This is a genomic window from Pseudomonas indica NBRC 103045 (assembly GCF_002091635.1).
Classification (GTDB): Bacteria; Pseudomonadota; Gammaproteobacteria; order Pseudomonadales; family Pseudomonadaceae; genus Pseudomonas_M; species Pseudomonas_M indica.
Window position 1 is genome coordinate 119,894 of the sequence record NZ_BDAC01000005.1, and the last position, 13,374, is coordinate 133,267.

The 13,374-nt window shown below is 62.6% G+C and carries 10 protein-coding genes and 1 pseudogene; 9 read left to right on the forward strand and 2 right to left on the reverse strand.

Annotated features, from left to right (window positions below; translation table 11 throughout):
* Positions 1 to 208: 208 nt before the first annotated feature.
* The 6 genes from PIN01S_RS08260 (at position 209) to xylB (ending at position 7,532) form a co-directional block, all read left to right on the forward strand.
* Positions 209 to 1,516 carry an ABC transporter substrate-binding protein gene (locus tag PIN01S_RS08260; RefSeq protein ID WP_084335180.1) on the forward strand — a complete coding sequence of 436 codons (1,308 nt, stop codon included), beginning with the start codon at positions 209 to 211 and terminating at the stop codon, positions 1,514 to 1,516.
* A gap of 61 nt (positions 1,517 to 1,577) precedes the next feature.
* Positions 1,578 to 2,495, forward strand: coding sequence for a carbohydrate ABC transporter permease (locus tag PIN01S_RS08265; protein ID WP_425287678.1), 918 nt, complete (start codon positions 1,578 to 1,580; stop codon positions 2,493 to 2,495).
* 10 nt (positions 2,496 to 2,505) lie between these two features.
* A complete protein-coding gene (locus tag PIN01S_RS08270) occupies positions 2,506 to 3,339 on the forward strand; it encodes a carbohydrate ABC transporter permease (RefSeq protein ID WP_084335183.1) in 834 nt (277 codons plus the stop codon).
* A gap of 12 nt (positions 3,340 to 3,351) precedes the next feature.
* Complete coding sequence (locus PIN01S_RS08275; RefSeq protein ID WP_084335184.1) at positions 3,352 to 4,452, forward strand: ABC transporter ATP-binding protein; 1,101 nt, start codon at positions 3,352 to 3,354, stop codon at positions 4,450 to 4,452.
* 99 nt (positions 4,453 to 4,551) lie between these two features.
* On the forward strand, positions 4,552 to 6,027 hold the full coding sequence (locus tag PIN01S_RS08280; protein ID WP_084335185.1) for a mannitol dehydrogenase family protein: 1,476 nt from the start codon (positions 4,552 to 4,554) through the stop codon (positions 6,025 to 6,027).
* Positions 6,024 to 7,532 (forward strand): xylulokinase, encoded by a 1,509-nt coding sequence (gene xylB / locus PIN01S_RS08285; RefSeq protein WP_084335186.1) that lies wholly within the window; start codon positions 6,024 to 6,026, stop codon positions 7,530 to 7,532. Before PIN01S_RS08280 ends, xylB begins: the two co-directional genes overlap by 4 nt.
* A 39-nt stretch (positions 7,533 to 7,571) precedes the next feature.
* On the opposite strand, the gene PIN01S_RS08290 is transcribed toward xylB, so the two are convergent.
* Positions 7,572 to 8,801, reverse strand: a complete 1,230-nt coding sequence (locus tag PIN01S_RS08290; RefSeq protein ID WP_084335187.1) for an acyl-CoA dehydrogenase — start codon at positions 8,799 to 8,801, stop codon at positions 7,572 to 7,574.
* Between the two features lie 149 nt (positions 8,802 to 8,950).
* Between PIN01S_RS08290 and PIN01S_RS08295 the strand changes: the two genes are divergently transcribed.
* Together PIN01S_RS08295 and PIN01S_RS27570 are read left to right on the forward strand one after the other, a co-directional pair.
* Entirely contained in the window at positions 8,951 to 9,877 is a 927-nt protein-coding gene (locus tag PIN01S_RS08295) for a LysR family transcriptional regulator (protein WP_084335188.1), read from the forward strand.
* A gap of 3 nt (positions 9,878 to 9,880) precedes the next feature.
* Positions 9,881 to 10,009, forward strand: a pseudogene (locus PIN01S_RS27570) (IS5/IS1182 family transposase); the annotation flags it as partial.
* 438 nt (positions 10,010 to 10,447) lie between these two features.
* Here PIN01S_RS27570 and PIN01S_RS08300 read toward each other — a convergent pair.
* The gene (locus PIN01S_RS08300; protein WP_139198553.1) at positions 10,448 to 10,867 is read right to left on the reverse strand and encodes a hypothetical protein; all 420 of its coding nucleotides are present in this window, start codon (positions 10,865 to 10,867) and stop codon (positions 10,448 to 10,450) included.
* 505 nt (positions 10,868 to 11,372) lie between these two features.
* Here PIN01S_RS08300 and PIN01S_RS08310 point away from each other — a divergent pair.
* Entirely contained in the window at positions 11,373 to 12,884 is a 1,512-nt protein-coding gene (locus PIN01S_RS08310) for a pectate lyase (protein WP_090257175.1), read from the forward strand.
* Positions 12,885 to 13,374 lie beyond the last annotated feature (490 nt).

Below are 13,374 nucleotides of genomic sequence, written 5' to 3' on the forward strand. Positions count from 1 at the left end.
GCTGCTGAATCGTTTTGCCCGCACTCCAACCTCAGGCCCATGAGTGCAAAAAAGTATCGATCGAGGTGCGGCCAAGGCTTTGTCCGGGCTCCGCCAGGGGCGTGTAATGCCTCCCGACACTCTTCCCCGTTTTCTGGTTCGCCAAGGCGGGAAGGACAAAAACAATAACGAGTTTCTGCTGCCGCGTGCGGCGGAACAGGAGTGCGAAATGAATCCCGCGAAAGCTCTGCTCGCCGCCGCCAGCCTCACCCTCGGCAATCTCGCCCTGGCGGCCCAGACCGTCACCATCGCCACCGTCAACAACAGCGACATGATCCGCATGCAGCGGCTGTCGAAGACCTTCGAGCAGCAGCACCCGGACATCGCCCTCAACTGGGTGGTGCTGGAAGAGAACGTGCTGCGCCAGCGACTGACCACCGACATCGCCACCCAGGGCGGGCAGTTCGACGTACTCACCATCGGCATGTACGAAGCGTCCCTGTGGGGCAGCAAGGGCTGGTTGGAGCCGATGAAGAACCTGCCCGCCGATTACGATCTCGACGATGTGTTCCCCTCCGTTCGCGAGGGACTGTCGGCCAACGGCACGCTTTACGCCCTGCCGTTCTATGCCGAAAGCTCGCTCACCTACTACCGTACCGATCTGTTCGAGCAGGCCGGCCTGAAGATGCCCGAGCAGCCGACCTGGAAGCAGGTGGCCGGGTTCGCCGCCAAGCTGCACAAGCCTGCCGAGGAGCAGTACGGCATCTGCCTGCGCGGCAAGGCCGGCTGGGGCGAGAACATGGCGCTGATCACCACCCTGGCGAACGCCTACGGCGCACGCTGGTTCGACGAGAAATGGCAGCCGGAATTCACCGGCCCCGAATGGTCCCAGGCGCTGAACTTTTATGTCGACACGATGAAGCAGTACGGCCCGCCCGGCGCCTCCAGCAACGGTTTCAACGAAAACCTCGCGCTGTTCAACAGCGGCAAGTGCGCCATGTGGGTCGATGCCAGCGTGGCCGGCTCCTTCGTCACCGATGCCTCGCAGAGCAAAGTGGCCGACAAGGTCGGCTTTGCCTTCGCCCCACAGCAGGTCACCGACAAGGGTGCGGCCTGGATGTATTCCTGGGCGCTGGCGATCCCCACCAGTTCCAAGGCCCAGGACGCGGCGAAGACCTTCATCACCTGGGCCACTTCGAAGGATTACGCCGCCCTGGTGGCGAAGACCGACGGCGTCGCCAACGTGCCACCGGGCACCCGCGCCTCCACCTACAGCGCCGCCTATATGCAGGCCGCGCCGTTCGCGAAGCTGACCCTGGAAGCCTTGAAGAAGGCGGACCCGGCCAACCCGACCCTGAAGCCGGTGCCCTACGTCGGCATCCAGTTGGTCACTATTCCCGAGTTCCAGGCCATCGGCACCCAGGTCGGCAAGCTGTTCTCCGCCGCCCTCACCGGGCAGATGCCGGTGGAGCAGGTGCTAGCCGCCGCGCAGCAATCCACGGCCCGCGAGATGAAACGCGCCGGTTATCCGAAGTAGGCCCGGTGGCGGGTCCGCCCGCCGCCGCATCCTCGGAGCGAACGCCATGAACACCTCTGTGATGAAATCCGCCACCACCCTGCCCGCGCTGCCGGCAGCCGCACCCCGGCGCCAGCGCTCGCCCGGCTGGCTGCTGGTCAGCCCGTCGGTCGCCGTCCTGCTGCTGTGGATGACCGTGCCGCTGGGCATGACCCTGTACTTCTCGCTGATCCGCTACAACCTGCTCTATCCGGGCGAGAACGCCTTCGTCGGCCTGGAGAACTTCGAGTTCTTCATCACCGACGCCGGCTTCATGCCCGGCGCCATCAACACGCTGATCCTGGTCGGCAGCGTACTGGCGATCAGCGTGGTGTTCGGCGTGCTCATCTCGGCGCTGCTGGAAGCCGCCGACTTCGCCGGGCGCGGGATCGTCCGGGTACTGCTGATCTCGCCGTTCTTCATCATGCCGACGGTCTCGGCGCTGGTCTGGAAGAACCTGATCTTCCATCCAGTCTCGGGCATCCTCGCGGCGCTCTGGAAACTCTTCGGCGCGCAGCCGGTGGACTGGTTGGCCCAGCATCCGCTGCTGTCCATCGTGATCATCGTGTCCTGGCAGTGGCTGCCGTTCGCCATCCTGATCCTGATGACCGCCATGCAGTCGCTCGACCAGGAGCAGAAGGAAGCCGCCCGCCTCGACGGCGCCGGCCCGCTGGCGATCTTCTGGCACCTGACCCTGCCGCACCTGGCGCGGCCGATCGCCGTGGTGGTGATGATCGAGACGATCTTCCTGCTCTCGGTGTTCGCCGAAATCTACACCACCACCAGCGGCGGCCCCGGCTATGCGTCCACCAACCTGGCCTACCTGATCTACAACCAGGCGCTGCTGCAGTTCGACGTCGGCATGGCCTCGGCGGGCGGGCTGATCGCCGTGCTCATCGCCAACGTCGCCGCGATCATGCTGGTGCGCATGCTCGGCAAGAACCTCACCGACAAGTCCTGAGGAGCGACCGATGCTGACCCTCAAGCAATCCCGCCGTCTCACTACCTGGCTGGTCGGGCTGGCGGCCTGGAGTGTGGCGCTGCTGCTGTTCTTCCCGATCTTCTGGATGCTGCTGACCAGCTTCAAGACCGAGATCGACGCCTTCGCCACACCGCCACAGTTCTTCTTCGTGCCGACGCTGGACAACTACCTGCACATCCAGGAACGCAGCGGCTACTTCAAGTACGCCTGGAACTCGGTAACCATCGCCTTCGGCGCCACCGGCCTGGGGCTGTTGTTCGCCATCCCGGCGGCCTACTCCATGGCCTTCTTCGAAACCCGCCGGACCCGCGGCACGCTGCTGTGGATGCTGTCCACCAAGATGCTCCCGGCGGTCGGCGTGCTGGTGCCCATCTACCTGCTGGCCAAATCCCTCGGTCTGCTGGATACGCGGCTGGTGCTGGTGCTGATCTACACCCTGATCAACATGCCGATCATGGTCTGGATGGTGTACACCTACTTCAAGGATATCCCCCGGGAAATCCTCGAAGCCTCGCGCATGGACGGCGCCGGTACCCTGCAGGAGATCGTCCGGGTGCTGCTGCCGATCAGCAAGGGCGGCATCGCCTCCACCGTGCTGCTGTCGTTGATCCTGTGCTGGAACGAGGCGTTCTGGTCACTCAACCTGACCTCGGCGAAAGCCGCGCCGCTGACCGCGCTGATCGCCTCCTACTCGAGCCCGGAAGGGCTGTTCTGGGCCAAGCTCTCCGCGGTTTCCACCCTTGCCTGCGCGCCCATTCTGATCTTCGGCTGGATCAGCCAGAAGCAACTGGTGCGCGGCCTCTCCTTCGGCGCCGTCAAATAAAAGGTAATTCCCATGGCAGACCTGAAGATTCGCAACCTGCAAAAAGGCTTCGATGGCCACGCCATCATCCAGGGCATCGACCTGGATATCCGCAATCGCGAATTCGTCGTCTTCGTCGGCCCGTCCGGCTGCGGAAAATCGACCCTGCTGCGGCTGATTGCCGGGCTGGAGGAAGTCAGCAGCGGCAGCATCGAACTGGACGGCCGCGAGATCACCGATGAGAGCCCGGCCAGGCGCGACCTGGCCATGGTGTTCCAGACCTATGCGCTGTACCCGCACATGACGGTGCGCAAGAACATGTCTTTCGCTCTCGACCTGGCCGGCACCGACAAGCAGGAGGTCGAGCGCAAGGTCAGCGAAGCCGCGCGCATCCTCGAGCTGGAACCCCTACTCGAACGCAAACCGCGTCAGCTTTCCGGTGGCCAGCGCCAGCGCGTGGCGATCGGGCGGGCCATCGTGCGCAACCCGAAGATTTTCCTCTTCGACGAACCGCTGTCCAACCTCGATGCCGCCCTGCGCGTGCAGATGCGCCTGGAGCTGGCCCGTCTGCACAAGGAATTGCAGGCCACGATGATCTACGTGACCCACGATCAGGTCGAAGCCATGACCCTGGCCGACAAGGTGGTGGTGCTCAATGGCGGACGGATCGAACAAGTCGGCTCGCCGCTGGAGTTGTACAACCATCCGGCCAACCTGTTCGTCGCCGGCTTCCTCGGCACGCCGAAGATGGGCTTCCTCCGGGGCCGGGTCAGCGCCCTGCACGCCGATGGCTGCGAGGTCGCCCTGGATGCCGGTTGCACCCTGCGGTTGCCGGCAGCCGGAACGCTGGACGTCGGCAGCCCGGTGACCCTCGGCATCCGCCCGGAACATCTCCACCGCGCGCCACCGGAGCAGGCGCAGCTCATGGTCGGCACCGACGTCAGCGAGCGCCTGGGCAGCGACACCTATTGCCACGTGCGCACCGACTCGGAGGAAAACCTCACCCTGCGCGTACGCGGCGACTTCACCTGCGGCTATGGCGAGCGCATCGGCCTGACGCTGGACCTCGACCATTGCCATCTGTTCGACGCGGATGGATTGGCCGTCGCACGCGCGGTTCGCCAGGCCGCCTGAAACCAGCGTCCTCCCTGGGCTCGGCCCCAATGTCTTCACCAATCACGGTCGAAGGCTGGGAGGACGCGTACCGACTTCCGCCTCCAGGACCTTACATCCATGAAACTCGACCGGCACACCCTTTCCGACTTGCCGCCCCGCGTCGCCCGCCCAACCTACGATTTGTCCCAGCTCCGCCAGGGCATCGTCCATATCGGCGTCGGCGGCTTCCACCGCGCCCATCAGGCGGCGTATACCGATGCCCTGATGAACCGCGGCGAAGCGCTCGACTGGGCGATCTGCGGTGCTGGGCTGCGCCAGGAAGACCGCACCATGCGCGACGCGCTGGCCGAGCAGAACTATCTCTTCACCCTGGTGGAGCTGGCCGACACTGCCGATACCGAAGTACGGGTAATCGGTGCGCTCAACGACATGCTGCTGGCCGAGGAGTCACCCCAGGCACTGCTCGACAAACTGGCCGATCCGGCGATACGCATCGTGTCCCTCACCGTTACCGAAGGCGGTTATTGCATCGACGAGGGCACGGGGGAGTTCAACCCCGCACTGCCGCAGATCCGGCACGACCTGGCCCACCCCGATGCGCCGCAAAGCCTGTTCGGCTTCCTCACCGCCGGCCTCGTCCGTCGCCGCGCCGCCGGTACACCGCCGTTCACAGTGATGTCCTGCGATAACCTGCCGCACAACGGCGATGTAACGCGCAAGGCGTTGCTGGCCTTCGCCCGGCTGCGCGATCCGGAATTAGCTGACTGGATCGCCGGGCACGTGACTTTCCCCAACGCCATGGTGGACCGCATCACGCCGATGACCAGCACTCGGCACCGCCTCGACCTGCATGACCGGCACGGCATCGACGATGCCTGGCCGGTGGTCTGCGAGCCTTTCGTGCAATGGGTGCTGGAAGACAAGTTCGTCAGCGGCCGGCCGGCTTGGGAAAAGGTCGGGGTGCAATTCATCGACGATGTCACGCCCTACGAAGAGATGAAGATCAAGTTGCTCAACGGCAGCCATCTGGCGCTCACCTACCTGGGCTTCCTGCGTGGCTACCGCTACGTCCACGAGACCATGCAGGACCCGTTGTTCGTGCACTTCGTCCGCGGCTGGATGGACAAGGACGTAACCCCGCAATTGGCGCCCGTCCCCGGCATCGACCTCGACGCCTACAAACGCACCCTGATCGAGCGCTTCTCCAACCGCGCCATCGCCGACCAACTGGAACGGGTCTGCTCGGACGGCTCGTCGAAGTTCTCCAAGTTCAGCGTCCCCACCATCAACCGGCTGATCGACGAAGGACGTCCGCTGGAGCGTGCGGCGCTGGTGGTCGCGGCCTGGGCGTTGTATCTGCGCGGCATCGACGAACGTGGCGAACGCTACCGGATTCCCGACCCGAACGCGGAATTCTGCCAGGCGCTGGTGGCCGATGACGAAGGGCTCAGCGCCCGGCTGCTCGGCGTGGAGCAAATCTTCGGACCGAAGATCCCGCGTTCGGCGGCGTTCATCGACGCCTTCGAACGCAACCTGCACAGTCTGAAAACCCTCGGCGTCAGCCGCACGCTGGAACGGTTGCTGGCGCAATGAGCGGGCACGGCGACCTCTTCCTCGGCATCGATTGCGGCACCCAGGGCACCAAGGCCCTGCTGCTCGACGCCCACAGCGGTCGGGTGCTTGGCCAGGGCGCGGCGACCCATCGGCTGATCGAAGGGCCGAACGGCCGCCGCGAACAGGAACCGTCGGAGTGGCTGGCCGCCCTCGCCCAGTCGTGCCGGGCCGTCCTGGACAAAGCCGGGGTGGATGGTCATGAGGTGCGGGGCATCGGGGTCTCCGGCCAGCAGCATGGGCTGGTCTTGCTGGATGAACGGGGTGACGTACTGCGACCGGCAAAGCTCTGGTGCGACACGGAAAGCCAGGCGGAGAACCAGCGGTTGCTGGACTACCTGGGCGGTGTCGAAGGCTCGCTCCGCCGCCTGGGCGTGGCCTTGGCGCCGGGCTATACGCTGTCCAAGCTGCTCTGGACACGCGAGCGGCATCCGCACGTTTTCGAGCGCATCGCCCACATCCTGCTGCCCCACGACTATTTGAACTATTGGCTGACCGGCCGTTATCGCAGCGAACATGGCGATGCCTCCGGCACCGGCTATTTCGATGTGCGCGGACGCACCTGGGATGTCGAACTGTTGCGTCATATCGACTCGACCGGCCGCCTGGCTGCTGCGGTGCCTACATTAATGGCCGCCGACGAACCTGTCGGCACACTGCGCCCGGAAGTGGCCCGGCAGCTCGGCCTGTCCGGCGACGTCCTGGTGTCCAGCGGTGGCGGCGACAACATGATGGGCGCCATCGGCACCGGCAATATCCGCCCCGGCATCCTCACCATGAGCCTGGGTACGTCCGGCACCCTCTACGCCTGGACGGACCGGCCACGGATAGGCAGCCGACCGGAGATCGCCTCGTTCTGCGCATCCTCGGGTGGCTGGTTGTCGCTGATCTGCACCATGAACCTGACCAACGCCAACGCGTTGGTCCGCGAGCTGCTGAACATCGATCTGGACAGCTTTTCCCAGCTCGCCGCCCAGGCACCCATCGGTGCCGAAGGCCTAACCCTGCTGCCCTTCTTCAACGGCGAACGGGTGCCACCGCTGCCCGAGGCCAGCGCCAACCTGCTGGGCATGACCAGCGCGAACATGACCCGTGCCAACCTGTGCCGCGCCGTGCTGGAAGGCACCACCTTCGGCTTGCGACGCGGGCTCGATCTGTTGCGGGAAAATGGCATACGGAGCGACAACATCCGCCTGATCGGCGGCGGCGCGAAGAGCGCGGTGTGGCGTCAGTTGATTGCCGACAGCATGGATATGCCGGTGATCGGTGCCGAACAGAACGAGGCAGCGGCATTGGGCGCGGCGATCCAGGCAGCCTGGTGCCATGCCCGCCAGCGCGAACCGGAGGCGTCCCTGGAAGAGCTGTGCGCGCGTTGCGTCAGGCTGGATGAAACGACGGCAACGCGTCCGTTGACCGGCAACGTCCGGGCCTACGAAACGGCTTACCGGCGTTATCGCCGGCATCTCGAGGATATGTACGGGATATAGGCCCGCCCCTCCGCGACGGTCACGGAGGGGCGTCCCTGGTCAGCGGCTGGAGCGCAGCATGTCCTTGGGTACGTACTTGCCGATCTCGAACTTGCCGATCGCCGCGCGATGCACCTCGTCCGGACCGTCCGCCAGGCGCAGGGTGCGCTGCATGGCGTACCAGTAGGCCAGCGGGAAGTCGTTGGAGACCCCGGCACCGCCATGGATCTGGATGGCGCGGTCGATCACCTTCAGCGCGACATTCGGCGCCACCACCTTGATCTGGGCGATCTCGCTGGCGGCGATCTTATTGCCGACAGTATCCATCATGTAGGCCGCGTTCAGCGTCAGCAGGCGCGCCATGTTGATCTCCATCCGCGAGTTGGCGATGTGATCGATGTTGCCGCCCAGGCGGGCCAGCGGCTTGCCGAAGGCGGTGCGGCTGACGGCACGCTTGCACATCAATTCGAGGGCCCGCTCGGCCATGCCGATGGAGCGCATGCAGTGGTGGATACGGCCCGGGCCGAGACGGCCCTGGGCGATCTCGAAGCCGCGCCCTTCGCCGAGGATGACGTTCTCATAGGGTACGCGAACGTTCTCCAGCAGCACTTCGGCATGGCCGTGGGGCGCATCGTCGTAACCGAACACCGGCAGCGGCCGGATGACCTTCACGCCGGGGGTATCCAGCGGCACCAGGATCATCGAATGCTGCTGGTGGCGCGGGGCGTCCGGGTTGGTCAGGCCCATGAAGATCATGATCTTGCAGCGCGGGTCGCAGGCGCCGGAGGTCCACCATTTGCGGCCGTTGATCACCCACTCGTCGCCTTCGCGTACGGCGCGGGCTTCCATGTTGGTGGCATCGGAGGATGCGACGCCCGGCTCGGTCATGCCGAACGCCGAACGGATTTCGCCACGCAGCAGGGGTTCCAGCCAGGTACGCTTCTGCTCTTCGGAGCCGTAGCGCACCAGCACCTCCATGTTGCCGGTGTCCGGCGCGGAGCAGTTGAACGGCTCGGAACCGATCAGCGAACGGCCCATGATCTCGGCCAGCGGGGCATATTCGGTGTTGGTCAGGCCGGCACCGTATTCGGACTCGGGGAGGAACAGGTTCCACAGGCCTTCGGCCTTGGCCTTGGCCTTCAGCTCTTCGATGATCGCGGTCGGCTGCCAGCGGTCGCCTTCGGCCACCTGCTGATCGAACACCGGCTCGGCCGGATAGACATGGGCCTCCATGAACGCGGTGACGCGTTCACGCAGTTCCTGGACCTTGGGGGAATAGGCGAAATCCATGGGGGCTACCTTCTGACGGGCTACGAATGAGGTCTGGAAAGGATGCTAGAACAGCGTTTAAGATTTATCGAACCTATTTTCACCGTGTATAAACATTCATAACCGATATATGCCCCGCTGATTCCCTTCCACACCAGGAGTGCCTCGGAATGAACCTGAACAAGGTCGACCTCAACCTCTTCATCGTGTTCGACGCCATCTATACCGAGGCCAACCTGACCCGTGCCGGGCAGATCGTCGGCATCACCCAACCCGCGGTTTCCAACGCCCTCGCCCGTCTGCGCGAAACCTTCAACGACCCACTCTTCGTGCGCACCGCCCAGGGCATGGTGCCGACCCCGATGGCGCAAAACATCATCGGCCCGGTGCGCAACGCCCTGCAGTTGCTGCGCGTCTCGGTCCAGGAAAGCCGCACCTTCAACCCTCAGCAGGCGAACAAGACCTACCGCATCAGCATGACCGATCTCACCGAGGCCGTGGTGCTGCCGCCGCTGTTCCAGCGCCTGCGCCGGCTGGCGCCGACCGTGCAGATCGAAAGCTTCCTCGCCAAGCGCCGGGAAACCACCAAGGAACTGGCCGCCGGCCGCCTCGACTTCGCCGTCGACGCCCCGCTCAATACCGACCCGCAGGTCCGCCACGTCAAGCTGCTGGAAGACCGCTACGTCTGCGCCTTGCGCAAGGGCCATCCGATGGCGAAGGACAAACTCAGCCTCGACGAATACCTGGCGCTGACCCATATCCATATCTCTAGCCGGCGCAGCGGCCTGGGCTTCGTCGACCTGGCCTTGGGCAAGATGGGTATCCAGCGCCGGATCGCCCTGCGCTCGCAGCATTACCTGATGGCCTCGCTGGTGATGCAGCAGACCGACATGGCCATGACCGTGCCGGAACGCTTCGCGCGGCGCCACGGCCTCCATTACGTCGACCTGCCGGTCAAGGACGTGCCCGCGCTGGAGACACACCTCTATTGGCACGAAAGCACCGACCAGGACCCGGCCAACCGCTGGATGCGCGAGCAGATCATCGAAATCTGCCAACAGGTGACCCGTCAGGAAAGAAGCGCGGAAGACGCCTGAAACGAACAGGTTGTGCCGTGGGCGGGGCTGCTGGCGCTGACCGAGCCGCCCTCTCCCAAAGCCGGCAAAGGCTGTCCGCGCTATCCACCGGAAACCACGCTGCGTATCCACCCGCTGCAAAACTGGTTTGCCTCAGCGATCCGATAGTTCGCTTTTCTATGCGATAGGGCTAGAGAAGGAACCGCTACGTCATTGCTGTCCACTTAGCCCATGCACGGCAATTCATCGAAGCGAGAAAATCGTGAACATTATCCTTCAGGCACCCCTCCATCTCGCACCATCAATCATCGCTAACGAATGAAACGGGAACATCTGGACGCACCGCGGGTACTGAGTCAGGCAGACAAACATGGCAGCCTGAGAATTCGCTTGCACTCGTCATCATTGGCAAGCGGATTTACGCAACTATTCGGTAAGAACGCCGTGGGCGTACGAAGCGTTCGGGATGTAGGGACTGCCCAGGCTTCGCCGATTGGAATCTCTGTTCCTTGATGCATCATCCCAGGCCAGTGCCGGGAAATACTGACGCATCGAGGAAGCGCAATGCTCAGGAGAGTCTGAGCGCAGGGCTTACAGGGTGGATTCGAACGAGTAGCTCAACTCGCCGATGAATTTTCGGTTGGGGCCAATGGGAAGAAGGAGTGCCGTCTCCCTGATGACCTTCTCGCCATCGACAATCAGCACCAACTTGTACGCAGCAAAGACGTAGAAGGTGGAGACCACGTGATGGACTTGCTCGAGCTCGACGACTTTTCCAGCGCTTGGCAAACTCCACACCGCCCGCAGTTCCTCCTTGGTCTCAGCGACGAAGCGGCTGCGCCGGGTGCCGGTCAGATCGGCGACGCGCGCGCAACTGCGAGTCAGCTCGTCTTCGATCAAGTCCAGCCTCGCTTCGACATCCCCTGATCGCCATGCCTCCTCGTAGGCGATCAGCTTATTGGTCATTTTTTTCGGCGCTTCGACGTCGAGATCGAAACGTTGAGCCCACACCGGTTCACCCCAGAAGAAGTGGCCAACAATACCAATATCGCTTCCACTGAACCTGAACCCTGCGTCATGACCTCCTAAAGAAAAACGCCGGCACTTGCGGCGTTTTTCGTTCCTCGGTTCACCACGGGTTCCACTGCCCGCCTGATTTTTTTCATTACGTGACTGAGTGCAAGATTTCTTCCGTTCGTACGGACAGCCGAAATCGCTCTTCCTTCAAATAGAAATAGCCAACTTGGCCACAGACTGCCCTTTTCCCGACGAACTGGATCAAACAAAAATCGTGATCAACCAATCAATACAATGCAAAGCTGCAGAACGGTTCTTGATTTCTTATAGCCATAAGTTACCGAAAGTTGCTTGCCGTAGACTAAAGGTCCCCGTAGAGGAGTGAGCCTCTACTCTTTGGCCGCTTCGTGCGGCCTTTTTTAATTCCGCTCAACAGCCAGGGAAGGAGTTTCAAGAGCGAGCAAGTGCAGCACCTCACTTTCAATCCTTTGGAGAAGTTATGAAGTACAAGGTATTGATCGGCTGTTGTCTCTATTTGCTTGGCACATCGCTTTCGTTCGCCGCTCCCAAGGTGGCCCTGAAGCTTTCCCAAAGCGCATCGACTGTCAGCCTCAACTGGACGGCCAGCGGCGAGTTCGTCGCCCAGGAGATCTACCGCAACACCAAATCCGGCTCCAGCGGTCGCCAACTCGTCGCCAAACTCGACGTCAACAAGCGCAGCTATACCGATAAACCAGACCTGAGCCAACAGTACTGGTACTGGGTGAAAGTCATCGACGCCAACAAGAAGTCGAAACTGTCCAACTCCGCCAGCACCAAGGTTGTTGCAACGTCGACAGCTTCGAGCTCTGCCAGTGCGACAAATGCCCAACAAACGACGACCTTGATCATCACCCCTCCGGTACCGATCACGAACACAGTCGCCCCCACGCCGTACTCCCCCTCATCATCCTCCAGCTCGCGGGCGTTGCTGATGACGCTCAAGAGCGTCGATTCGGTGAACCTGAGCTGGTCGGCCGATGGGCAATTCGTTCGCCAGGTCGTCTATCGCAGCACCAAGGCGGACAAATCCGACGCGGTCGAAGTCGCCGTCCTGGACGACTGCGAAGAACGAACCTTCATCGATACCCCGGCCAACCTGAACCAGGACTACTGGTACTGGGTCGTCTTCGTTTCCGCCGACGGCAGCACGAGCGAATCCAATCTCGCCGGCACCTCTACCGCTGCCCAGGCCAAGGCGGTCAGGAAAGCCGATGCGGCCTGCTACGCCGGTGCCGTGGTAGAAAACGCCACCATCGATTGTGGCGGCATTACCCTGGGCACCAGTTGCCCCAGCGACAGCGACAAGCAGCAGCCCATCATTACTTTGAAGAACGCCACCGTTAAGAACCTGCGCATTGCCGCCAGCGGCGGTGCCGACGGTATCCACTGTGTGGCCGGCGACTGCCGTCTCGAGAACATCGTCTGGGAAGATGTCTGCGAGGATGCGGCCTCCAACCTCAAGCAGGCCCGCTCCATGTCCATCGTCGGCGGCATCGCCAACAATGTGAAGAATGGCTACGGCGGCAAGCCCGACAAGATTTTCCAGCACAACTCGCTGAACAGCTCCACCATCATCGAAGGCGGTTTTATCGCCTCCGGCGATAACGGGAAAATCTGGCGCTCCTGCGGGAACTGTGACAAGAACGGCGGCCCCCGCAATCTCCTGATCAAGAATGCGAAGGTCAATGGCAGCATCAAGGCCATCGCCGGGGCTAACCGCAACTACAAGGATGTCGTCTCGATCATCAAGCTGAAAATCAAAGGCTACCAGTACACTCCGCCGGTTCTAGGCCTACTGATGGCAACCGATACGAGCTCCCAGTACAAGCATGACAGCTCTGCGTCCGTGCCGGTCTGCGAAGAGTACGAGGGCGTCCAAAAGCGCGATAAGAAAGAGTCGCCCAAGTACGGAACAGCCTGGGGAACGGCAACCTGCAACGTCAAACCCAGCAGCGTCAGCGCGCTCTGAAGTCCCGACACCCGGCCACCATGTGGCCGGGTGTCTTTTTCATCCCCATGACAGAACCGCATGAAATCCTCAGCCCAGGTCTTTCCTCCTGTTCTGCAACAACAGCGAACTTCTCTTGTTTGTCCGGGCCATGGACAAGATCAGGGATAACGGAATGCGAGCGCCCTGCCAGACGTGCTCCATGACGAGCGATGAGCGGTCATCCAAGGGGCCTTCGCGTACGACTAAGGATATCCCTACCCACCCCCTACCAAAGTCCTAACCAAAACCGGGATAACCTGATAGCCATGTGCCTTGGCGCTACCTATATTTCGAGAGCAATCGCGAAGGTGCGAGCCTCGCCCGTCCTCGACATGGAGACAGCGGCAGGCCTACCCGGTCACGGTCCTGGCCGAGGCATGGCCCAGCAGACAATCATTCCAACAATCACTGAGTCGGCGAACACTTGACCGCAATTTTCCATTGCACAGACAACTCGGACCGTCAGCTA